The sequence below is a fragment of the Hyphococcus sp. D3-15 genome, assembly GCF_055809375.1.
Genome location: NZ_CM147910.1, coordinates 2,566,642 through 2,588,723, shown reverse-complemented (window position 1 = coordinate 2,588,723; position 22,082 = coordinate 2,566,642). Strand labels below are relative to the sequence as shown.

Annotated in this window: 20 protein-coding genes; 13 read left to right on the top strand and 7 right to left on the bottom strand. The window is 59.0% G+C overall.

Annotated features, from left to right (window positions below):
* Positions 1–603 (bottom strand): lysostaphin resistance A-like protein, encoded by a 603-nt coding sequence (locus AC0L8G_RS12775; RefSeq protein ID WP_473384569.1) that lies wholly within the window; start codon positions 601–603, stop codon positions 1–3.
* 3 nt (positions 604–606) lie between these two features.
* Complete coding sequence (locus tag AC0L8G_RS12770; protein ID WP_473384568.1) at positions 607–2,070, bottom strand: helicase HerA-like domain-containing protein; 1,464 nt, start codon at positions 2,068–2,070, stop codon at positions 607–609.
* Positions 2,071–2,375: 305 nt separating this feature from the next.
* On the opposite strand from AC0L8G_RS12770, the gene AC0L8G_RS12765 reads away from it, so the two are divergent.
* A complete protein-coding gene (locus AC0L8G_RS12765) occupies positions 2,376–2,921 on the top strand; it encodes a hypothetical protein (RefSeq protein WP_473384567.1) in 546 nt (181 codons plus the stop codon).
* Between the two features lie 216 nt (positions 2,922–3,137).
* Positions 3,138–3,446 carry an Hpt domain-containing protein gene (locus AC0L8G_RS12760; protein ID WP_473384566.1) on the top strand — a complete coding sequence of 103 codons (309 nt, stop codon included), beginning with the start codon at positions 3,138–3,140 and terminating at the stop codon, positions 3,444–3,446.
* 7 nt (positions 3,447–3,453) lie between these two features.
* Here AC0L8G_RS12760 and AC0L8G_RS12755 read toward each other — a convergent pair whose 3' ends face one another.
* The gene (locus tag AC0L8G_RS12755) at positions 3,454–4,629 is read right to left on the bottom strand and encodes a vWA domain-containing protein (RefSeq protein WP_473384565.1); all 1,176 of its coding nucleotides are present in this window, start codon (positions 4,627–4,629) and stop codon (positions 3,454–3,456) included.
* A gap of 438 nt (positions 4,630–5,067) precedes the next feature.
* Between AC0L8G_RS12755 and gabT the strand changes: the two genes are divergently transcribed.
* Positions 5,068–6,381, top strand: coding sequence for a 4-aminobutyrate--2-oxoglutarate transaminase (gene gabT, locus AC0L8G_RS12750; protein WP_473384564.1), 1,314 nt, complete (start codon positions 5,068–5,070; stop codon positions 6,379–6,381).
* A gap of 4 nt (positions 6,382–6,385) precedes the next feature.
* A complete protein-coding gene (locus AC0L8G_RS12745; protein WP_473384563.1) occupies positions 6,386–6,706 on the top strand; it encodes a hypothetical protein in 321 nt (106 codons plus the stop codon).
* Positions 6,707–6,717: 11 nt separating this feature from the next.
* Here AC0L8G_RS12745 and AC0L8G_RS12740 read toward each other — a convergent pair whose 3' ends face one another.
* The 4 genes from AC0L8G_RS12740 to AC0L8G_RS12725 form a co-directional block, all read right to left on the bottom strand.
* Positions 6,718–7,314 carry a hypothetical protein gene (locus AC0L8G_RS12740; protein WP_473384562.1) on the bottom strand — a complete coding sequence of 199 codons (597 nt, stop codon included), beginning with the start codon at positions 7,312–7,314 and terminating at the stop codon, positions 6,718–6,720.
* 6 nt (positions 7,315–7,320) lie between these two features.
* Positions 7,321–8,322 (bottom strand): 2-oxoacid:ferredoxin oxidoreductase subunit beta, encoded by a 1,002-nt coding sequence (locus AC0L8G_RS12735; RefSeq protein ID WP_473384561.1) that lies wholly within the window; start codon positions 8,320–8,322, stop codon positions 7,321–7,323.
* A 4-nt stretch (positions 8,323–8,326) separates the two neighbouring features.
* Positions 8,327–8,785 (bottom strand): hypothetical protein, encoded by a 459-nt coding sequence (locus AC0L8G_RS12730; RefSeq protein ID WP_473384560.1) that lies wholly within the window; start codon positions 8,783–8,785, stop codon positions 8,327–8,329.
* Between the two features lie 367 nt (positions 8,786–9,152).
* Positions 9,153–11,039 (bottom strand): 2-oxoacid:acceptor oxidoreductase subunit alpha, encoded by a 1,887-nt coding sequence (locus tag AC0L8G_RS12725; RefSeq protein WP_473384559.1) that lies wholly within the window; start codon positions 11,037–11,039, stop codon positions 9,153–9,155.
* A gap of 318 nt (positions 11,040–11,357) precedes the next feature.
* Here AC0L8G_RS12725 and fsa point away from each other — a divergent pair, with 318 nt between their 5' ends.
* The 9 genes from fsa to AC0L8G_RS12680 all read left to right on the top strand — a co-directional run bounded on the left by fsa (position 11,358) and on the right by AC0L8G_RS12680 (position 22,077).
* Positions 11,358–12,011: a fructose-6-phosphate aldolase gene (gene fsa / locus AC0L8G_RS12720; protein ID WP_473384558.1), complete on the top strand. Its 654-nt coding sequence runs from the start codon at positions 11,358–11,360 to the stop codon at positions 12,009–12,011.
* 28 nt (positions 12,012–12,039) lie between these two features.
* On the top strand, positions 12,040–13,047 hold the full coding sequence (locus AC0L8G_RS12715) for a zinc transporter ZntB (protein ID WP_473384557.1): 1,008 nt from the start codon (positions 12,040–12,042) through the stop codon (positions 13,045–13,047).
* Positions 13,038–15,455, top strand: coding sequence for a mechanosensitive ion channel domain-containing protein (locus AC0L8G_RS12710; protein ID WP_473384556.1), 2,418 nt, complete (start codon positions 13,038–13,040; stop codon positions 15,453–15,455). Before AC0L8G_RS12715 ends, AC0L8G_RS12710 begins: the two co-directional genes overlap by 10 nt.
* A 158-nt stretch (positions 15,456–15,613) precedes the next feature.
* Positions 15,614–17,986, top strand: a complete 2,373-nt coding sequence (locus AC0L8G_RS12705) for a TonB-dependent receptor (RefSeq protein ID WP_473384555.1) — start codon at positions 15,614–15,616, stop codon at positions 17,984–17,986.
* An 83-nt stretch (positions 17,987–18,069) separates the two neighbouring features.
* A complete protein-coding gene (locus AC0L8G_RS12700; RefSeq protein ID WP_473384554.1) occupies positions 18,070–18,495 on the top strand; it encodes an LIC_13387 family protein in 426 nt (141 codons plus the stop codon).
* A gap of 14 nt (positions 18,496–18,509) precedes the next feature.
* A complete protein-coding gene (locus AC0L8G_RS12695) occupies positions 18,510–19,190 on the top strand; it encodes a fumarylacetoacetate hydrolase family protein (protein WP_473384553.1) in 681 nt (226 codons plus the stop codon).
* Positions 19,187–20,116 carry a DMT family transporter gene (locus tag AC0L8G_RS12690; RefSeq protein WP_473384552.1) on the top strand — a complete coding sequence of 310 codons (930 nt, stop codon included), beginning with the start codon at positions 19,187–19,189 and terminating at the stop codon, positions 20,114–20,116. The genes AC0L8G_RS12695 and AC0L8G_RS12690 overlap by 4 nt, the downstream gene beginning before the upstream one ends.
* A 3-nt stretch (positions 20,117–20,119) precedes the next feature.
* Entirely contained in the window at positions 20,120–20,590 is a 471-nt protein-coding gene (locus AC0L8G_RS12685; protein WP_473384551.1) for a GAF domain-containing protein, read from the top strand.
* Between the two features lie 173 nt (positions 20,591–20,763).
* Positions 20,764–22,077, top strand: a complete 1,314-nt coding sequence (locus tag AC0L8G_RS12680; RefSeq protein WP_473384550.1) for a serine hydrolase domain-containing protein — start codon at positions 20,764–20,766, stop codon at positions 22,075–22,077.
* The last annotated feature ends 5 nt before the right edge of the window (positions 22,078–22,082 follow it).

Here is a 22,082-nt window from a genome sequence, read left to right as displayed (position 1 = left end):
TCAGATGCCGCTGGATTGATAGTTAATGACGGCCCGGCGGGTATATTCCAGGGCGACCGCATCATAAAGCGCATGCGCCGCTATTGGCGCAATGAGATTGCCGGTCGCCGCGAACAAAACGCCCAGATAAACGCCGACGAGACCAGCTATCACAGCATATAAAATTGTCCGCATATGCAGCAATCCGAACACCAGATTGGAAAGCAGGATGGCGACGACAACCGGCGAAAAGCCGGCCAGCCAGCTTTGCAACAATCCGCGGAACAAAAGCTCCTCGCTGATGCCCGCGCAAATAGCCATCAACGCGATGCGCGAAGGCGTGAATTCAAAACCGATTTCAGAAAAGAACTTGATTTGCGATTTTCGAAACGCCGCAAAATGTTCAAGCGTCGTGTTGGAAAACCACCAGAGGAACCCTGCGAGCGGCAAGGTCGCGATGATCCCGATGGCGAAATCATTGAAGTCGAGCCGGATATGATCAGCCAGCGGCACGCCGAAAACAAAACTGAACGCGTAAGCTGCAATACCAAGCCCGACCGTTCCCAGTATCACGAGAAGGAAGGCGCGCGGCTCGGATGTTTCGGGCGGCTGATCTGCGCTCATGACCTAGCGGCGCTTTAAACTGCCGAGCACGCCGCGCACCAATTCGCGTGCTAGCGTGCGCGCCGCGGTTTTGAACGCCGCCTCGCCGACAGACTGGCGATTTGAACGTCGCCTTGCGGGCTTTCTTTTGGATGCGCTCTTTGCTTTTTCCTCGCGCTCGCGCGCCTTTTGTTCTGCTTCCGCACGTTTCTCCGTCCGGCTCTTCAACACTTCATAGGCGGAATTGCGGTCGACTGAACTGTCATATTTGTCGGCCATGTCGGAATAGCGCATGACATCCTTGCGTTCGGCGGACGTGAGCGGTCCCATACGCGAGCAGGGCGGGCGGATCAGCGTGCGCTGGACCACGCCCGGCGCGCCCTTGCTTTCCAGCGTAGAGACCAGCGCTTCGCCAATGCCGAGCTGCGTGATCACGTCCAGCGTCTTGAACGCAGGATTGGGGCGGAAGGTCTCCGCGGCGGCCTTCACCACCCGTTGTTCACGCGGTGTGAAGGCGCGCAGCGCGTGTTGCACCCGATTGCCGAGCTGGCTTGAAACGCTATCCGGCACGTCGAGCGGGTTTTGCGTCACAAAGAAAACGCCTACGCCCTTGGAGCGGATGAGCCGGACGACTTGCTCAACCTTCTGCAGCAGCGCCTTGGGCGCGTCGTCAAACAGCAGATGCGCCTCGTCGAAAAAGAACACCAGTTTCGGCTTGTCCGGATCGCCGATTTCAGGGAGCTCTTCGAAGAGTTCTGACAAGAGCCACAACAAAAATGTGGCGTAAAGCTTCGGCGTCTGCATCAGCTTGTCCGCGGCGAGAATGTTGATGATCCCCGCGCCGCTGTCATCGGTGCGCAGAAAATCCGTCAGCTCTAGTGCGGGCTCTCCAAAAAACGCCTCAGCGCCTTGCTCTTCAAGGGCGAGCAGGCGCCGTTGTATCGCGCCAACAGAAGCGCGCGAGACATGGCCGTATTCAGCGGAAAGCTCTTTCGCCCGTTCGGCGATTTCCATCAGCAGGGCGCGCAGGTCTTTCAAATCGAGCAGCAACAGGCCTTCGTCATCGGCCAGCCGGAATGCGAGGGTCAAGACGCCTTCTTGCGTGTCGTTAAGATCAAGCAGGCGCGACAGGAGCAGCGGCCCCATTTCAGAAACCGTCGCGCGAATCGGATGGCCCTGTTTGCCGAACAGGTCCCAGAAGCAGACCGGAAAGCTGCCTGGTTCATATGGGTCGAGCCCGATCGTGTTGGCGCGTTTGGTCAGGAAGTCTTTCATTTCGACAGGCTGGGCGAGGCCCGACAGGTCGCCTTTCACATCCGCCACGAAAACCGGGACGCCAGCCGTCGACAGGCCTTCCGCTAATATCTGTAGGGAGACGGTTTTACCCGTGCCGGTCGCGCCTGAAATCAGCCCATGCCGGTTTGCATATTTCAGGGCGAGTTCTTCAGGTTTATCGCTTTTCCCGAGAAAAACGGTGAATTGCGTCATTTGGCGTCCTTTGGCGTATTTCTGGCTTCGTCAGCAGACGGAAGCGTGTAGGGGCTGGCAAACACAGCGTTTACGCGGTGCGCATGCGCAGCTCAATCTTCAAGCGCCCGTAAACATTGTCAAATCTGTAATCTTGGCGGGCATTTGCGTGTGTTCACAGCCATTTACGGGGTTAAGGATTGGGGATAAAATGCCGGCGTTGCGATAGGGAGGTGTCATTGCGATTGCGCGGTGAAACGGGGAGCGCAGCACGCAAGCCATGAAATTTTATCTGGCGAATAGATACGCAAAGGAAGGGGCCTAACATGCTCAGAATTATTCTTGTTATCGCTGTCGCATTGGCGGTTATCATTGGTCTGACCAAGATCATGGGACCGAAGAACGACGCTGTGGACTCCGCGACGGAAGCGGTCGGCGACGCTGTTGAAGCAACCGGCGAAGCAGCGGGCGACGCCGCCGACGCAGCTGGCGATGTCATGCATGATGCTGCTGAGGCCGCTGGCGAAGCCGGTGAGGCCGCAGGCGACGCATTGAATGACGCAGCTGATGCAACTGGCGACGCGATGGGCGACGCTGCTGCGGCCGCTGGCGAAGCAAAAGACGCCGCCGCAGATATGGCGTCTGACGCCATGGACAAAGCTGGCGACGCCGCCGGTGACATGGTGGACGGCGCAAAGGAAATGGCTGGCGACGCTGCTGACGCAGTGGAAGAAGCCGCCGCCGATACGATGGACGCCGCAGAAGAAATGGCGGACGACGCAGGCGACATGATGCACGAGGCTGCCGACGAAGCCGAAGAAGCCGCGGAAGAGGTTGCCGACGAAGCGGCGGAAGAGCCGGCGAACAACTAAAAAGTTCAGCCCACGCCATAAAGTGTGCCGAATTGAAACGCCGCCCCGGTCAATTGCGCCGGAGCGGCGTTTTTTATTAAGACCTTGTTCATCTTGACGTATAAAATTTTAAAAGCTTTGTAGCGATTGTCCCTTACCGTTATGTCATCAACGGTGGAAAGTGCGGATTTTATGATGCCGGGAAGCGTTATAGATTTTGATCATCTCGAAAAATACGTGGCAGGCGATAATGCGCTGCGCGACGAGATTTTAGAGATTTTCTCTGAACAAGTGGAAATGCTGATGCAGCAATTCGACGTGTTCCAGAATGATGAAGGCTGGCGGAATACTGCGCATACGCTGAAGGGCGCATCGCGCGGCGTCGGCGCCTGGACCCTTGGCAGCCTTTGCGAAGACGCCGAAGCGCTTATCGGCGCAGCCCCCGCCAAGCAGGAATCACGGGCGACGATGCTCGTTTCCTTGCGTCACACGGCGCGGGCCGCCGTGGAAGAGGCGCGCCGGGTAAGGCTGGCGGCGGCGAGTTAGGCATTCGCTAGCGCTTTAACTCCGCCATGGCCTTTTCTATCCCGCCAAGCGTCAGCGGAAACATCCGGTCGCCCAGCAACTCGCGCAATAGCGACGTTGAGGGAACATGTTCCCAACTGTCGCGGCGCACCGGATTGAGCCAGACAACGCGCTCATAAATATCCGTCAGCCGCTTCACCCAGACAGCGCCGGCTTCTTCATTGAAATATTCGACAGCGCCGCCGGGCACGGTGATCTCATAAGGCGACATGGATGCGTCGCCAATAAAGATCACCTTGTAGTCATGCGGATATTTGTGCAGCACGTCCCATGTGGGAATTTTTTCCGTCCAGCGGCGGCGATTGTCTTTCCACACATAGTCGTAAAGACAATTATGGAAGTAGAAATATTCCATATGTTTGAATTCCGCGCGCGCGGCGGAAAACAACTCCTCGGAAATTTTGATAAACGGATCCATTGATCCGCCTACGTCGAAAAACAGCAACACCTTGATCATGTTGCGGCGTTCGGGGCGCATCTTGATATCGAGATAGCCGGCGCGCGCCGTCGCATCGACGGTGTTGTCGAGATCGAACTCGTCCGCTGCGCCCTCGCGTGCGAAGCGCCGGAGCTTTCTCAGCGCCATTTTGAGGTTGCGCGTGCCGAGCTGCACATTGTCATCGAGATTTTTGTAGTCGCGCTTTTCCCAGACCTTGACGGCGCGGCCCTGGCGCTTGCCCTCATTGCCAATGCGGACGCCTTCGGGGTTGTAACCGCCGGAGCCGAAGGGCGACGTGCCGCCTGTGCCGATCCATTTATTGCCGCCCTCATGGCGCTTCTTTTGTTCATCGAGCCGCTCTTTCAGCGTCTCCATCAATTTGTCCCAGCCGCCCAGCGCCTCGATCTCGCGCATTTCCTCTTCGGTGAAATAGCGCTCGGTCATCGATCGCAGCCAGTCTTCGGGAATATCGGCCGTGATGTCTTCGCCGAGCGTTTCGAGCCCTTTGAAGACATGCCCGAACACCCGGTCGAATTTGTCGAGATTGCGCTCGTCTTTCACCAGCGCGGCGCGGGAGAGGTAGTAGAAATCCTCCACCCGGCGGCTGGCGAGGTCGGCGTCCATCGCCTCCATGAGCGTCAGATACTCCCGCAGTGAAACGGGCAGGCCGGCGGATTTCAATTCGTGGAAAAACTTTGTGAACATGACGCTAGCTTACTTTCTCCTTCCGGATGTGGAAGCGTCGGGCGCAGTGCGTGGAACAATCGCCAGAATCCCCTCTGTCTGCGTTCTGCTGACGTATTTGCTGGCTTGCACGGCGTCGATCGGGGCGATTTGATGAAATTGTTCCACGCTGTTTTCTCTCCGGAGTTGTGCGCCGCCCTGTAGGCGAGGCGCCAGGCCAGCGATTGACCCAAATTGCGCTCTGCCGGCGGAATTCGGCGGCAAAACCATCAGACGCGATTATACGCCCATTCTCGAAGTCGTGGATAACTACGCACCAAATATGGGTTTTATGAAAGAAATCACGGTTCCGGTTGTGAATCGCAAGGAAGTTTCGCCCGGAGCGCGGCTAGCCCTTCACTTTCCCAACGGGCGTGCTAGAGGCGGGATAACAGCCATGCTTTACAACCGGAGCCGAAAATGGACCACGGAAGAAACGAGTTCGCCACCAATGAAAGCCTGAAATCCCGCCGGGAGGAGGCCTGTCCGGTCGGTCTGCCGTCAAAATCGGGGATTTACGCGGCGCGCGCCAAGGGCGCGGAATTGTGGGACGTTGAAGGCAAGCGCTATATCGATTTTATCGGCGGCATTGGCGTCCTGAATGTCGGTCACGCCCATCCGAAGGTCGTGGAAGCGATCAAGGCCCAGACGGAAAGCTTTATCCATACGGCGTTCGGCATCGCTCAATATGAAAGCTATGTTGAAGTCTGTGAAAAACTGAACCGCGTCACGCCGGGCCCGACGAAAAAGAAAACCGCGTTGTTCAACTCCGGCGCGGAGGCGGTCGAAAATTCCGTCAAATTCGCGCGCCAGATCACCGGCCGTCCGGGCGTCATCGCGTTTTCCGGCGCGTTCCATGGCCGCACGCTGCTGGCGACGACGCTTACCGGCAAATCGAAACCCTACAAGGTCGGGTTCGGCCCCTATGTCCCGGCGATCTTCCATGCGGAATATCCTGACGCTTATCACGGCGTTTCCGTCGCTGATGCGCTGGCCAGCGTCGATCATATTTTCAAATCCATGATCAACGCCAATGAAGTGGCCGCGATGATTGTCGAGCCGGTGCAAGGCGAGGGCGGCTTTAATCCGGCGCCGAAGGAATTCCTCGAAGGCTTGCGGGCAAAATGCGACGAGCACGGCATTCTGTTGATCGCCGATGAAATCCAGTCGGGCATGGGCCGTACGGGCAAATATTTCGCTTTTGAAAGCGCCGGCGTTGAGCCGGACTTCATCTGCGTTGCGAAATCGCTCGCGGCGGGCCTTCCGCTGTCAGCGCTGACTGGCAAGGCGGAACTGATGGACAAGGTCGTGCCGGGCTCCATGGGCTCGACCTATGGCGGCAACCCGGTCGCCTGTGCGGCGGCGCTCGCGGTGTTCGATGTCATCGAGGAAGAGGGCTTGCTGAAACGCGCTGAAGAGATTGGCGCGCAGACCGAAAAACGCTGGAAAGAACTACAGTCCGGCATTGGCAAGGGCGTCATCGGCGATGTGCGCCGGGTCGGCGGCATGATGGCGCTGGAATTCGTCAAGGACGGTGATGCGTCGAAACCGAATGGCGATCTGGCGGCGGCTATCCTGACGGAAGCGCGCTCACGCGGGTTGATCATGACCACGGCGGGCGCCTACGCCCAGTGCCTGCGTTCGCTGGTGCCGCTGGTCATTTCCGACGAGATGTTGAATGAGGGCCTCGACATTTTCGCCGATGCGACCGAAGCGGCGTTGAAAGCGAAATAGGATCGTGCGTCGCATCGCGTTCTTCCTGATATGGGCTTGCGCCGCCATCTGGGCGGCGTTCGTCCTGCAGGGGTTTGTCGCCTATATGACCCTCGAGCCGACCGGTAGCGGGTTCACCCGCGGGTCGAACAAGATAGCGGCCTTCATGCGATGGGAGCTGTCGGCTTTGGCCACGGCATTGGTTGGCTATATCGCGCACCGCGCGGTAAAGTTTGACGACATCACCAAGCATGCCGCCCGAATGCCAATCCTGCTGTCGGCGGGCTTCTTCCTGCTGGTGCTAATCTTGTTTGTTGCTGCATTGGTTGCGGCGCGCCTGGGGTAGGCGAGCCGCCATTAATGCAATTGCGGACCCGGCTCGTCATCTGAATGCGACAACAAGATCGTATGCGTTTTGCGGATCTCCGCGATGCGCGCATCGCCATCGGATTTCGCCATTACGCCCTGCTTCACGAGCCATTCTATCGTATGGACTTCACGCATCGGGTCTTCGCTGAAATCAAGACTGTCATACCAGCCCAGCAATTGCGTTTTGCGCCGGTCATGGATCAGGTCCAAAATCGCGTTGTGCTGTTTGTCGCGAATAATCCAGACTGACCCTTCGCTGGTGTCGAGCACCGTGAATTCCGACCAGGTCAGCCGGTAAAATGCGAGGCAACCAAGACCGATGAATATCCAGAAGCCGGAGCCGACATTAACGGCGCCGGCCATCGCATCCAGCCCGATCATCACGACGCCAAGCGCGCACCATAAGAGCCCGACATTGCGCAGCCAGTTATTGCGGTTGAAGACGATCCGCTTCTGCGCAGGAATGGCGCTGTATTCGACGCTGAATTCGACTTCACCGGTATTGTCGCGCACCCGGTGCTTGAGTTCGCGTTCATCGAACGTGAACCAGGTCTGCGTCGCCATGCGCTTTTGCGCAAACTCCATCTAAGCCTAACCCTTCTTCCAGACGCTTCCCTTGCGCAGGGCGTCGGCGACTTTGCCGGTGCGTTTGCCTTGCGTCGGGTGATGCGCCCAGAAGGCGTCGTCAAAGCTTTGCGCCGGGTCGCGATAGATGACGCCGAGCGGCATGGGAAAGCCCTGCATGGGCAGGTTGATCAGCATCTGCGCGATCACCTTGCTGGTCTCGTCATGCACGAGCACATCCTCGACCGGCGTTGCGTTTTCGCCCACATCGACAATCTCAAGCGCCAGCGTCTTGTGATTCAATTTAAGGCCTTTGGCGCCCTTGGAGAACAGCATGGGCTTGCCATGCTCCACATGAAGCTGGGTGTCGGCGGCGGTTTTCTTGGCGACGAAATCTTCGAACCGGTCTTTGTTGTAGACGATGCAGTTCTGGAAGATCTCGACAAACGCCGCGCCCTTGAATTCGCGCGCATGTTTTAGCACCGGCGACAGGTTCTTCGCATCGGTGTCGATGCCGCGGGCGATGAAGCGGGCCCCAGCGCCCAACGCAAAAGCGCATGGATTGACCGGCGCGTCGATCGAACCGGTCGGCGTCGACGGCGAGCGCGTGCCCGGCCGCGAGGTGGGCGAATACTGACCTTTGGTGAGGCCGTAAATCTCGTTGTTGAACAGCATGATCTGCATGTTCACATTGCGCCGCAGGACATGGAGCAAGTGATTGCCGCCAATCGACAGGCCGTCGCCATCGCCGGTGACCAGCCAGACATCAAGCTCGGGATTGGTGATCTTCAACCCTGTGGCAAATGCCGGCGCGCGCCCATGGATCGTGTGGAAGCCATAGGCATTCATGTAATAGGGAAAGCGCGAGGAGCAGCCAATGCCGGAGACGAATACGGTTTTGTCCGGGTTCGCCTCAACATCAGCGAGCGTTTTCTGCACGCATTTCAAAATCGCATAGTCGCCGCAGCCGGGGCACCAGCGCACTTCCTGATCGGTGGCGAAATCTTTGGCGGTAAGGGGGGCGTTCATAGGATTACTCTTTGGGCTCGGAACCAACAGATGGCGGGAAGGACGTGTAAAGCTCATCCGCGCACTCGGCGGCGCTGGTGAAATTGACGCTGTCCATAACGGCGGTGAAGACGCTCGACTCGCGCGTCTTGAGTTTTTTGAATTTGGCGGCGCAGACGGAGAAATCTTTCAGATCGCTCCAGCCATATTGAATTTGCGACGCGGCGAAATCGGCGACGCCGAAGGGCTGCACGTCATCGAGCTGCGCATCGAGGTCGCGGGCTTCATTTTGAAACGGCGCGAGGCCGAAATAGACCAGCGTCGGATTGGGCGCGCGTTTCTGGCGCCAGACAAAGACGCCGTAATTCGTGTCCGGCGTAGGCTGGATCACCTCGATCAGCGTGCGCTCATTCGGATCGGGCTCGCTGCATGCGGCCAGCATGAGCGGCGCACAAAGCGCAATAGCGACATATGGATTATTCATATGGCATCGTCTCTTGTTACACGGTCGTTATCGGCGCAGGCTTTCATGCTGATCGAGCAGGTTGGGCTTGTGCTTTGGTTATTGCAGACGACCTCACCGGAGGAGCGATCAATATACTTTACGCCTTCGTGATGGCTACAGCATCCGTTGAGCTCGTCCTTGATCGGTTGGGTGCAGGTAGGACTGTATTCGTTTGTCTCGCATAAAACGCCGTCTCGCGTTATCCCCTTTATACCCAGGCGACCACTACAACAGCCGCTAAGCGTTTTCTGATTGATGCATACATCCTGAATTTGCGGCTCTCCCCCCTGAGCCAATGCTACAGCAGCGAAAAACCACGCTATGCTATCAGTCATTGCATACCCCCTTATTCCGCCGCCTGTTTTGCGCCGGGAATGTTCTCCCGGATCGCGTTAAGAATCTCGACAATCTTGAAAGGCTGGCCAGAGACTTTATTCAGCGGAACGACGTCGAGTTCCAGCTTGTCGCGCAATAGCGTTGCGCACTGACCGAAATTCATTTCCGGCAGCAAGATAGTGTCGAAATTCGACAGCAGGGCTTTGAGGTTTTTCGGCAGCGGGTTCATCCAGCGCAGATGCACCTGTGCGACGTCGAGGCCCTGTTCATTCGCCTGATTGACCGCGCGCCAGATTGCGCCATGGGTCGAGCCCCAGCCGACAACGACCAGACGGCCTTTCGCCGGACCTTGCTCGATTTCCTGATCGGGAATGTAGTTTGCAATCGACGCGACTTTATTCGCGCGCAATTCGCCCATCGCCTGGTGGTTCGCGGCGTCATAGGAAATGTCGCCTGTCTCGATATCTTTTTCGAGACCGCCGATCCGGTGCGCAAGACCTTCCATGCCCGGTGCGACCCATGGACGGCCTAAAGATTTCTCGTCGCGTTTCCAGATCGCTTTTTTCAGATCTTCCGACTCGCCTGATGCAGGCGGCTTCGGCGCGGGATTGGCCTTGATCGGCTCATAGTCATCCATGTCAGGCAGTGCCCATGGGCCCGCAGCATTGGCGATATAGCCATCGGTCAACAGGAACACCGGGGTCATGTGGCGGACGGCGACCCGCGTCGCTTCAATCGCCGCATCGAAGCAATCGCCGGGTGACGAAGAGGCGATGACGGGCAGGGGCGCGTCGGCGTTCCGTCCGTACACGGCCTGATAAAGGTCGGATTGCTCGGTTTTGGTGGGCAGGCCGGTGGAGGGGCCGCCGCGCTGGGAATTGACGATGACCAGCGGCAGTTCCGTCGCCATGCCGAGACCAATCGCTTCTGTCTTCAAGGCGATGCCCGGCCCGGACGAAGACGTGACGCCGATCGCGCCGCCGAAAGAGGCGCCGATGGCGGCGCAGCAGGCAGCGATTTCGTCTTCGGCCTGAAAGGTCGCAACGCCGAGATCGGCCATGCGCGACAGGTGATGCAGAATGGAAGAGGCGGGTGTAATCGGATAACCGCAGAAAACGATCTGGCGGTCCGCAAGTTCGCCGGCGGCGGCGAGGCCGAGCGAGATGGCTTCAGCGCCGGTGATCGAGCGATAGACGCCCGCTTCCATCGGCGCTTCGCCGATGACGAATTGTGGAATCTCGGCCGACAGCTCGGCGGTCTCCGCATAGGCGTGACCGGCGTCCAGCGCGGCGAGGTTGCCGGTGAGGATTTCCGCAGGCTTTTTCGCAAACTTTTTATGCGCCCAGTCGATGATCGGCTGGCGGTCGCGGCCGAACATCCACAAAATCGCGCCCAGCGCCCAGAAGTTCTTGCACTGCTCCGCATCGCTTTTCGACAGCCCGTGCGGCTTCACCGCTTCCAGCGTCTGGGTGGAGATGCCGATCTCGATGACCTGGAAGTCATCAAGCTCGCCAGTCTTGCGCGGATCGGCGGCGATATGCGCCTTGGCGAAATTACGGTCGTTGAAAGCGTCTGTGTTCAGAATAATCAGCGCGCCTTTTTGCAGGAGCGGCAGATTGACCTTCAGCGCAGCCGGATTGAGCGCCACCAGCACATCCGGCTGATCGCCAGCCGTCGAAATGCGGCGCGCGCCGAGATTGATCTGAAACGCCGAGACGCCAAAGGTCGTGCCCACGGGCGCGCGAATCTCCGCCGGGAAATCGGGGAAGGTCGAGAAATCAGCGCCGGCAAGGGCGGTCGATTCCGCAAATTGCGAGCCGAGCAACTGTACCCCGTCGCCAGAATCGCCAGCGAAGCGCACGACGACGGAGAGATTTTCCGGTGATATTTTGGTCATATAAACGAACTCGTAAGGCGGCGGCTGCGCCATCGGGGCGAAACCGCCAGTAAAAACAGGCGCGCGCCGTGCCATTATAGGCAGGCGACGCGCGATCTCCGAACCCATATCCCAACCTCCGGAGCGGAAAACAAGCCCTTTCCGCTCCCGGCTCTCGCCAAGGTGAGAGGAGCCCCCTTTTGCTGCTTAACATATTAGAAAAACTGTACTTTCCGGCGATCTGGCGGGCCGCTATCGCTTCCCCGATGCAACCGGTCTAAAAGGGCCTTCGCGAGCCCCAAACCACCCCTAAACCACCAATGAAATGAAAGCTTTCTGATGAAGTTCTTTGTCGATACCGCCGAAATCGCCGAAATCCGCGACCTCCTGCCCACGGGCATGGTGGACGGGGTGACGACCAATCCCAGCCTCATCATGAAGTCCGGGCGCGATATTCGCGAGGTGACCGCCGAAATCTGCGCGCTTGTGCCCGGTCCGGTGAGCGCGGAGGTCACAGCGACCGAATCCGCCGCAATGATCGCGGAAGGCAAGTCTCTCGCCAAAATCGCCGATAATGTGGTGGTGAAGCTGCCGCTGACCCTGGACGGGCTGATCGCCTGCAAGGCGCTGACCAGCGAAGGCATCAAGACCAATGTGACGCTGTGTTTCTCCGCCAACCAGGCCTTGCTTGCGGCAAAGGCGGGCGCGAGCTTCATTTCGCCCTTTATTGGCCGGCTTGACGACATCAACATTGATGGGATGGAACTGATCCGCGAAATTCGCGTCATCTATGACAATTATGATTTCCGTACGGAAATTCTGGCCGCATCGATCCGTTCGCCAAATCATGTGAAGGACGCGGCGCTTGCCGGTTCCGATGTGGCGACGGCGCCGCCATCTGTGCTGAAGGCATTGGTCAAGCACCCGCTGACGGATAAGGGCCTGCAGGCCTTTCTTGATGACTGGGCGAAAACCGGCCAGAAAATCCTCTAAGATTCGCAAGCCAGCCAAAGAATAACATATGTCCGACACGCCAATTCAGACTGACCGGGGCGAAACCGACAGCGGACCGCCCTTTGTGTTCGGTTTCGGGTTCAAGAATGGCGTCGGCACGGAAATGCGCTGGGAAGACGTCGCCAGCAAACTGGATGACTATGATTTCATCTGGCTGCATCTCAACATGCTGAATGTCGAGGCGCGCGAATGGATCCGCAAGCAACACGACATTCCTTACGCCGCCGCTTCCGCGCTTGTCGCCGGTGAAACGCGACCGCGCGTCACGGCATTCGACAAGGGGCTGGTGGTGAATTTGCGCGGCGTCAATTTGAACGAAGGCGCCGAGCCTGAGGACATGGTGTCAATCCGCATCTGGCTTTCGGATAAGAAGCTGGTGACGACGCGCCGGCGGCGGTTGAAGGCCGCGCAGGATGTGCGCGCCGACATCAACAATGGCGCAGTGATTGGAAATTCCGGCGAACTGGTGGCGCGGCTTGCTGGAAAGCTGACGGATCGCGCGGAACCCTATGTGCTTGAGGTCGAAGAAAGCGTCGACGATCTCGAAGCGGAAATTCTTGATGGCGGCGGGCAGGGTCTGCGGGCGAAGCTCGCCGACACGCGGCAGTCCGCCGTGCATTTCCGCCGCTTCATTGCGCCCCAGCGCGATGCGCTCAATCGTCTGGCGAGCGATGATTCACACATCTTCGACCACACGGCGAAGATCGAGCTGCGCGAAGTCGCCGACCGCGTCACGCGCATGACGGAAGACATCGATGCGGCGCGCGAGCGCGCCATGGTGTTGCAGGACCAGTTGACCGACCAGCGCGCAGAGGAAATGAATCGCAATATGATGGTGCTTTCCATCGTTGCGGCGATCTTTCTGCCGCTTGGTTTTCTCACCGGCCTTTTCGGCATCAATGTGGGCGGCATGCCCGGCGTCGATGCGCCTGCTGCATTCTGGATTGTCGCTTTGGGATGCGGGCTCATCGCTGCATGTTTGCTGATTGTATTCAGGATAATGAAATGGCTCTGACGGCCGCGTGGCGCTTGAGGCTGGCGCCTCTATGCGCGCTGATCTTGTCGTTCTGCATTGCGTCCGGCGCGCTGGCGCAAGACCCGCAAGCCGCCGAGATAGAGCAGGCAAGCGCCGTCATCGCGGAAATCCGCAACGCCATCAATGATGGCGAGGTCGCCTCGCCAACCGAATACGCGGACCAGCTTCGTGCATTGAGAAATGAAAGCAGGCAGCGCCTCGCCAGCGTGGAGCGCAAGCTTGAGGGCGTGCGCGGTCAGTTGGAGTTGCTCGGTCCGGCGCCGGATTCAAACGCTGCCGCGGAGAGTTTGCTCGTGGCCGAGCAGCGCGAACAGTTCACAACGGAACTGGCGCGGCTTACCGGCGTGAGAACCAGAGTTCTCGCCAATATCTACGAAGCCGGCGAATTGCTGACGAAATTATCCGGCGCGCAATTGGGCGCGCTTTATCGCTCGCTCGGCGAGCGCGGGGCGACGCCGCTTGATCCGGCGCAGTGGCGGGCGGCAAGCGCGTCTGCGGGCGCGGTATCGGGCCGGATTGGCAAATATTTTTCCGGCTGGGGCGACAAACGCAGCAGCGATGGTTCTCTCAGCCGCACGCTGATCATCATATTGGCGGCGCTTGTTCTGTCCTTGCTGATTTTCGGTCCGGTGAATCGCTGGGTCGCCAAGACCTTTTCGGCGGAGCTTGAAAAACGCAAACCCAATGCCTCACGGCGCGTCGTCGCGGCGGGGTTGAAAATGGCGGCGCGCACGGCGCCCGGCATTCTCGGCGGCCTGATCATTATCGAAACCCTGCGCGCCCAAGGCGTGCTGACCGATCAGGGTGAAACGGCGGCCCGGGCGTTCTGGATCGGCATTCTCTCCATCCTTCTGGTTTCCGGATTCACCACAGGGTTTTTCGCCCCTTCCTCGCCGCAATGGCGGATCGCGCCGATTGACGCCGGGCGCGGCCGGGCGGTGAGCCGGATCGCCATGGCGATCGCAATTGTATTTTCACTGAAGATGCTGCTCACCGCGATCGGCGTCGCCGCCAAGGCGGACGCCGCACTGATCAGCCTTGTGCAATCGCTTGGCGCCATCGCCATCGGCGCGGCGATCATCGCGCTTTGCCGCAGCCGCTTATGGCGCGTCGATGACAATGCGCAAGCGGGCGCGGGCTGGCGCATTTTCCGCCGGTGCGGGCGCGTTGTCGGGGGCGCGATCATTGTTGCCGCCTTGGCGGGCTACGGCCTGTTAGCGGATTTCGTCGCGACGCGGGTGGTGTTCCTGACCCTGGTTTTCGGGGTCGTCTGGCTGTTGCGCGCCATGCTGGCGGAATTCGCGCTGCGTTTTCGCGCCACCCTGAGCGGCGAGGGCGCGGAGGAAAACGAAACAGAGTCCGACAATTTCCGCTTCTGGTCGCGGCTGGTGATCAATCTGTGTCTGGCGATCATGATCCTGCCGGCGGTCCTGGTATTGTTCGGCGTTCCCGTCACCACGGTGCGCGATCTCGCCGGGCAGGCGCTGTTCGGCTTCAATATTGGCGGCGTGCATATTCCTTCGCTGGCGAAGCTGGTGTCTGCGGTTGTGGTTTTTGTCTTCATCATGGGCGCCACGAAGCTGGTGCAGGGCGGCATGCAGCGCGGGCCGCTGGCCCATTCCAGCGCCGATATCGGCGTTCAAAACTCGCTGATCACGCTGCTCGGCTATGCGGGCCTGATCATCGCGCTGTTCGCATCGATCTCCGCACTCGGCTTTGACCTCGGCAATCTGGCGCTGATCGCGGGCGCGCTTTCCGTCGGCATCGGTTTCGGCCTGCAATCCATAGTCAATAATTTCGTTTCAGGGCTCATCCTTTTGTTTGAGCGGCCGATCAAAGTTGGCGACTGGATCGTGACGACCTCCGGCGAAGGCACGGTCAAAAAAATCAGCGTCCGCTCGACGGAGATCGAGACCTTTGACCGGTCCTCCATCATTGTGCCGAATTCGGAGCTGATTTCCTCGACGGTCACCAACTGGACGCACAAGGACAAGATCGGACGCATTCGCGTGACGGTCGGCGTGGCCTATCATTCCGATCCGGACCAGGTGCGCGACATTCTTTTGAAATGCGCCGCCGATCATCCGCTGATCGTCGCCTATCCCGAACCCTTTGTAACCTGGACCGATTTCGGCGCCTCCTCACTCGATTTCGAACTTCGCGCATTCCTGAACGATATTTCGAAAGGGATATTGGTGCGCACTGATTTGCGTTTCGCCATCTTCAAGGCGTTCGCCGAAGCGGGCGTGGAAATTCCGTTCCCGCAGCAGGATGTCTATATCAAATCCTTGCCCGATGGCGCGGCGCATAAAATGACCGTTGGAAAACCGGACGGCGAAACCGCGCGGCGGACCATCGACGAGGCGGATCTCAGTTCCGAAAAATAATATGAACCGCTTTTGATATGGTTCTGGCGCCACACTGCGCCGGTTCCTGCTCATGCATGTGCGCCTTCATCAAAGCGCAACAGTTCTGTCACGCAGCCGTTTCAATTCACCCCTAGGGAATGCCGCATTGCAACATTTGTTCTGGGGACTTTTCCATTATGCACCGCGTGTTCCTTTGCTCTGCCGCCATCGCCGCCCTCATCACAGGGGCGAACGCCCAAACCAATGATGACCCGATCCGCGATGAAATCGTCGTCTATACGCAAAAGCGCGAGCAGTCGGTGCAGGATGTGCCGATCGCGGTCACGGCCTATAGCGAAGAGCAGCTAAAGCGCCTCGGCGTTCAGCAATTCGACGATCTGGCTGACTTCGTTCCGGGCCTTGAAGTGCAGGAGCAGAGCCCGAACAACCCCGGCTTCGTCATTCGCGGCATCACCTCGGACTCCGGCGCGGCGAATATCGAACCGCGCGTTTCGGTGTTTCAGGATGGCGTGTCGATCTCGCGGTCGCGCGGTTCCTTTGTGGAATTGTTCGATTCCTCCGTCGAAGTCGCGAAAGGCCCGCAATCGACCCTGTTCGGACGGTCGGCGCTGATTGGCGCCATCAATATCATTCAGAACAAGCCGACTTATGAGCTCGCTGCGGAAATTCGCGGCGGCTACGGCAATCTCGATTATCAGCTTGTCGACGGCTATGTGAACATTCCGCTGGCCCAGGATCTCGCGGCGTTTCGCGGTTCCTTTCGCTATAAAAAGCGCGACGGCTATGTCGAAAACGCCGCCGGCGGCGCTGACTTCAACGGCTTTGAACTTGCGGCGGTGCGCGCTGCATTGCGGTTTGATCCCACCGAAACCCTGCGCGCCGACGTGATTTTCAATTTCCAGAACGACAACAATAGCGGCACATCCTTCAAGTCCGGCACGTTCATTCCATCCGGCGGCGACATCGCGCCCTGGGCGCCGGCTGAGCTTAATACCTTTGGCGACTTCCTGCACGGCGAAGAGCTTGGGGTGGAGCGTCAGGTGTGGGGCTTCACCAGCCTCATCGACTGGGCGGTGTCTGATGCGGTGACGATCAATTCCGTGACCGGCTACAGAACATTCGACTCTGTTGAAGTGTTTGACCCGGATGGCTTTGCAACGCCGCTCTTCGTTTTCGCCGAAGATGCAACGGGCGACCAATTCAGCCAGGAAGTCCGGGTGCACTATGATGATGGCGGCCTTGTCAGCGGCTTTTTCGGCGCATCTTACTTCAGTGAAAATGGCGAGCAGAAAGTGCCGCTGCAATTCGATGAACGCGCCGTGCAGGCGCTGCTTGGCGGGTTCTTGTTCACCGACGTGCCCGGCGCGCCGCAGCCGACCCTGCCGATCGGACTTTTCCCTGACTTTAACGCAGATCCCTCATCGCCGCTTTTCTTGAGCCCGTTAAAGCCAATTCACGCGGAGCAGTTTTCGAATTTCGGCGAGACGGATGCGGTCGAACTCTTTGCGGATGTCACCTTACGCCCCACGGATCGGCTCGAGCTGATTTTCGGCGCGCGCTATTCGTCGGAAGACAAGCGCATCGGCTATAATGCGGGCCTCCTGAACGGGCCGAGCGCGCTCACCGGGGCAGGGCTGTTCATCGGCGCCTCGGCGTTCAACAATTTTGATACAGTCTATGTGGACGGCGATTTCGACGGCTTCACCTGGCGCGCAGTCGCCAGTTACGAAGTCAGCGATGAACTGAATGTCTACTTCAACTATGGCCGCGGCCGCCGCCCGGATGTGCTGGAATTCAATAACGACACGGCGAGCCTCGGCGTGAATGTGGATGAATTCGTCACCCTGCCGGCTGAGACCGTCGACTCCTATGAAGGCGGCTTGAAAGCGCGTCTCTTTGATGGGGCGCTTTCCGTCGACGCCTCCGGGTATTACTACGCCTACACGAATTTCCAGTCTTCAATCGTGACCGGCGCGGGCATGTTCGAGACGATCAATGCGGGCAGCGCCGACGCGATTGGCGCGGAGACGGCGATTGTCCTGCAACCGACCGAGTGGGCGCGGCTGTTCGGCACATATTCCTACAACAAGTCGCGCTTCGATGATGTGGGCGAGGACGGCGCGCCGCAAGCCTTTGCCGGCAACCAGTTCCGCTTGAGCCCGGATCATTCCTTTTCCGTGGGCGGCACGTTCTGGGCGGAAACGGCCTATGGGACATTCGCATTGACGCCGTCCTATGTTTATCGCTCGAAGATTTTCTTCGACGATAATAACGACCTACAATTCAACCCGCGCATTCCCGCCGGCTCGGCGCCGCTTCAGCCGATCGATTTCTTCCAGGATGAGTTCCAGGACGCCTACGGCATTTTCGATATGCGCCTGCGCTTTGACTCCGAAGATGATCGCTGGAGCGCCGAAGTCTTTGTCGAGAATCTGTTCGACAAGGAATACATCATCGACGCCGGGAATACGGGCGACGGGTTCGGCATTCCGACCTTCATCGCCGGCGCACCGCGCATCTTTGGCGGCTACCTGACGATCCGCTACTGATTGACGCGCCCGCCGCCATCGGGCGTTTGTGACGGCGGAGAAACAGCTTACCCTCCTTCCGGAAACGGGAGGAGGGTTCTTTTATGACAGCGCAATGGCTCACCGCGACGGGTGCGTTTCTGTTCCTGCTGCTCGGCGCCCTGCATTTGCGAATGACGGCGGCGGACCTTAAAAATCCAAGATACTTTACGCCGGCCAACAAGGAGCTGCTCCTCGAATTGCAGGCGACGCGGATCAGTTTTCGCAAGGACGTCAAGAATTTCTGGCTGTCCTATCTCGGCTTTCATTTCAGCCACAGCGTCGGCGTGATGTTCTACGCCTTGACGGTGCTCTATTGCGCCCTGGTCCGGCCGGATATCCTTAGCGATGTCGTGGTTCGCGTCGCCATTGTCGGCTTCGGCGCGTCTTACGTTCTGATGTCCCGGGCGTTCTGGTTCATTGTGCCGCTCGCCGGTTCCGCGCTGGGCGTAACGCTGATCGCTGTGGGCATGGCGATGCTTCACCCCTGATTTACGGTTTTCCCATGAATTATGTCATCGATCCTCCTGAGCAACCTTCCGTAAAAGTCGCGGGCGGCGGCCTGTTTCCGGTCCGGCGGATTTTCTGCATCGGCAGAAATTACGCAGATCATGTGCGCGAAATGGGCGGAGATCCGAAGGCCGATCCGCCGGTCTTCTTCACCAAGCCCGCAGACGCCGTCGTTCCCGATGGCGCCGTGGTTGCCTATGCTCAGGCGACGGATGACCTGCATTTTGAAGGCGAGCTGGTTGTCGCGCTGAAATCTGGCGGACAGAATCTCGATGGGCCTGCGGCGCGCGCTGCGATTTACGGCTATGCGGCGGGCTGCGATTTGACCCGCCGTGACCATCAGGCGAGGGCGAAGAAGGCCGGCGCGCCATGGGACACCGCCAAAGCGTTCGACCAGTCCGCGCCGCTTGGCGAAATAACGCCCGCTGGCGAGGTTGATCTTGCGGGGGCCAATCTCAAGACCATCGTCAATGGCGAGACGCGCCAGGACGCGCCGCTGGCCAATATGATCTGGTCGGTAGAAGACATCCTCGTCGCGCTGTCGCAGCAATTCGAATTGCGCGCCGGGGATCTTGTTTTCACCGGCACGCCCGAAGGCGTCGGCCCGGTGAGCCGCGGCGACGCCGTGGAAATCATCATCGGCCCGTGCCGTCTTCATTTCCGGATTGGCGCATGAGCGTCGCCTCATCGAATGCGAAATTTGCGATCAGCCCCAGAGTGCAGGGCCATCTCGCCGTTGCGCTCTACGCGCTCCTGATTTCCGCTTCATTTTTCATTGGCAAGCGCGCCGCGCCGCATATCGATCCGGCCGCGCTGAATGCTGTCCGCTATATGATCGCCATCCCCGTCATGGGCGCACTTGCTGTCATGTTCACGCCAGCGCCGGCGCGGCCGGATATCTGGAAGCCAAAGGCGGTCTGGCGGTTTCCGATCCTCGGCGGCCTGATGGCGTTCTACTTCATCTTGATGTTTGTCGCCCTGCGCCTGACGAGTTCCATTTCAACCGGCGCGGTGTTGACGCTCATGCCGCTGATGACGGCGATATTGAGTTATTTCATTCTGCGCCAGAAAGCGGGCGTCACCGTTCTCGGCAGTCTTACGCTGGCGGCGCTCGGCTCGGTCTGGGTGATCTTTCGCGGCGACATCAATGCGATCTTGTCCTTTGCGATCGGCAAGGGCGAGTTGATTTTTTTCGTCGCGGTTATCGCCCATGCGCTCCACAATCCGCTGGTCAAGCGGTTCAATCGTGGCGAGTCGACGATTGTATTTTCATTCTGGTCTGCGGTCGGCGCCGGGCTTTGTCTTTTAGTATTCGGCGCGCCGGCGCTTCTTTCGACGGATTGGGCGCATTTGCCGCCAATCGTCTGGCTCTGCATTGTCTATTTGGGAACAGCCACGACGGCAGGCGCATATTTTCTGCTGCAATTCGCGCTGCTTCGAATTCCGGCGGCGAAAGCGAACGCCTATATGCTGTTGACGCCGAGCTATGTGATCATACTTGAAGGTCTCGCCGGGTCCGGCTGGGTCAGCCTGCCGGTCATGGCTGGCGCGCTTGTGACCGTTCTCGGCCTTGCAATTCTTATTGCTTCGCCAGAAGTATAAAACATGAGCGCAGAATTCAAACAAAGCCGCTATAGCGAGGTCGCAAAGGAAATCGCCGCCGTCATCGAGGGCGAGACGAATCTCGTTGCGCGGATGGCCACGGTGTCAAACCTTCTCCACCATGCCTTTGATCACTATTTCTGGACCGGGTTTTACATGGTCGATCCGCAAAAGCCTGACGAGTTGGTGATCGGCCCCTATCAAGGGTCTATGGGCTGTTTGCGCATCGCTTTCGGCAGGGGCGTTTGCGGTGCGGCTGCGGCCACCCGCGAAACGCAACTGGTGCAGGATGTGCACGCCTTTCCGGGGCATATTGCCTGCGACGCGCGCTCGGAATCGGAAATCGTCGTGCCGGTCCTTGACGCTGCTGGCGCCCTGATCGCGGTGTTCGATGTGGACAGCGATAAAAAGGCGATGTTCGACGAGGTCGACCGCGAAAATCTCGAAGCCATCATGGCGGCCTCATTCAGCTAGGATCGCGTCGATAACGCCGGTAGCCCCACATGGGCTAGCCTAGCCAGCACATTCCATTGCGCAGTTTCGGCGCCTTTGCGTTCCCTCTATGTGCCGATAGTTCGTCAGGCGGTCTTGCAGCGGCGAGGCTAACGGGGCCAACATGGCGGCACAAAAAAATTGCGGAGGGGCCCATGACTGATTTGAAAACCACAAAACCCGTTCAGGCGTTATTTCTTGCGCTGGCTGGCGCTGTCGCGCTTGGCGCCTGCTCTCAGGAAATCGCCCGCTCTGCGCCAAAGCCGGTCATTGAGCGTGAGGCGATCTCCACGTCAGAGCTGGAGCGGATCGACACCATCCTTCAGTCGGAAGTCGATGCGGGCATTCGCGCGGGGTTCGTCGCGGCGGTCATGACGCGCGACGGCGTTGCGTACAAAAAAGCTTTTGGCAATGCCGGACCCGAAGGCGCCGCCGCCATGACAACCGATACGCGGTTCCGCATGGCGAGCATGACCAAACCTATCGTTTCGGTCGCCGCGATGCAGCTCGTCGATCGCGGCGTGATCCGGCTCAACGATCCGGTGTCGCGTTTCATTCCCGCCTATGGCGACCCGCAAGTCATTGTCGATCAAAGCCGCAAAGAAGACGGCACATTCGAAACGCGGCCCGCTGCGCGCGAGATCACCATTCACGATCTGCTGACCCATATGTCAGGTATCGGCTATGTTTTTTCCGCCGGATCGGATCTCGACAAGGCCTATCTTGAAGCGAACCTGCTGATTACGGAGGGCACGCTTGAAGAGCGCATCAACCTTATCGCCGCCCTGCCGCTCTATAACGATCCGGGCAAGGTCTGGAGCTACAGCTTCTCGACGGACGTGTTGGGCCGCGTGGTGGAAGCGGCGAGCGGCGTCTCGCTTGAGCGCTATCTGACCGACAACATCTTCACGCCGCTTGGCATGACCCGCACGGAATTCTTCCTGGATGAAAGCGACTTTGAAGGCCTTGCGACGGTCGTCGAATTCAATGAGGCCGGCGAAATGGTTCGCAGCGCCGCGGCCGCTCTCAGTTCTGCGGTGAATGACGAAGCCTTCGGCGTGGCGTCAGGCGGCGCCGGGCTTGTCTCCAATGTCGATGATTATTCACGGTTCATGCGCATGCTGCTGAATGGCGGTGAACTCGATGGCGCGCGCATTCTTGCGCCGGCGACCGTGCGGCTCATGATGCAGGACCATACGCCCATGGCGGCGCGCCCGGCGCCATGGCAGTCAAACGGCATGTCGTTTGGATTGGGCGGATATGTCGTGCTGGAGCCTGGCTATATGGGTTCCTATGCAGCGAAAGGCGATTGGGGATGGGGCGGCTATTGGGACACCCATTTCTTCGTCAATGCGGAAGAAAATCTTGGCGTCGTCCTGCTCGCGCAGACCCAGCCGTCTCCTTACATGCCGCCGTCGCGCGCGGAAGACCTCATGAAAGCGGTCGCCTATAGCGCGGTCAGGGATTAGCGCCG

Coding starts and splice junctions, on each gene's coding strand:
- AC0L8G_RS12740 (WP_473384562.1), bottom strand. CDS start 7,314: ATGGAGTTTGCGCAAAAGCGCATGGCGACGCAGACCTGGTTCACGTTC.
- AC0L8G_RS12715 (WP_473384557.1), top strand. CDS start 12,040: ATGTCCGACACGCCAATTCAGACTGACCGGGGCGAAACCGACAGCGGA.
- AC0L8G_RS12735 (WP_473384561.1), bottom strand. CDS start 8,322: ATGAACGCCCCCCTTACCGCCAAAGATTTCGCCACCGATCAGGAAGTG.
- AC0L8G_RS12725 (WP_473384559.1), bottom strand. CDS start 11,039: ATGACCAAAATATCACCGGAAAATCTCTCCGTCGTCGTGCGCTTCGCT.
- AC0L8G_RS12705 (WP_473384555.1), top strand. CDS start 15,614: ATGCACCGCGTGTTCCTTTGCTCTGCCGCCATCGCCGCCCTCATCACA.
- gabT (WP_473384564.1), top strand. CDS start 5,068: ATGGACCACGGAAGAAACGAGTTCGCCACCAATGAAAGCCTGAAATCC.
- AC0L8G_RS12680 (WP_473384550.1), top strand. CDS start 20,764: ATGACTGATTTGAAAACCACAAAACCCGTTCAGGCGTTATTTCTTGCG.
- AC0L8G_RS12775 (WP_473384569.1), bottom strand. CDS start 603: ATGAGCGCAGATCAGCCGCCCGAAACATCCGAGCCGCGCGCCTTCCTT.
- AC0L8G_RS12690 (WP_473384552.1), top strand. CDS start 19,187: ATGAGCGTCGCCTCATCGAATGCGAAATTTGCGATCAGCCCCAGAGTG.
- AC0L8G_RS12695 (WP_473384553.1), top strand. CDS start 18,510: ATGAATTATGTCATCGATCCTCCTGAGCAACCTTCCGTAAAAGTCGCG.
- AC0L8G_RS12710 (WP_473384556.1), top strand. CDS start 13,038: ATGGCTCTGACGGCCGCGTGGCGCTTGAGGCTGGCGCCTCTATGCGCG.
- AC0L8G_RS12730 (WP_473384560.1), bottom strand. CDS start 8,785: ATGAATAATCCATATGTCGCTATTGCGCTTTGTGCGCCGCTCATGCTG.
- AC0L8G_RS12700 (WP_473384554.1), top strand. CDS start 18,070: ATGACAGCGCAATGGCTCACCGCGACGGGTGCGTTTCTGTTCCTGCTG.
- AC0L8G_RS12755 (WP_473384565.1), bottom strand. CDS start 4,629: ATGTTCACAAAGTTTTTCCACGAATTGAAATCCGCCGGCCTGCCCGTT.
- AC0L8G_RS12770 (WP_473384568.1), bottom strand. CDS start 2,070: ATGACGCAATTCACCGTTTTTCTCGGGAAAAGCGATAAACCTGAAGAA.
- AC0L8G_RS12685 (WP_473384551.1), top strand. CDS start 20,120: ATGAGCGCAGAATTCAAACAAAGCCGCTATAGCGAGGTCGCAAAGGAA.
- AC0L8G_RS12765 (WP_473384567.1), top strand. CDS start 2,376: ATGCTCAGAATTATTCTTGTTATCGCTGTCGCATTGGCGGTTATCATT.
- fsa (WP_473384558.1), top strand. CDS start 11,358: ATGAAGTTCTTTGTCGATACCGCCGAAATCGCCGAAATCCGCGACCTC.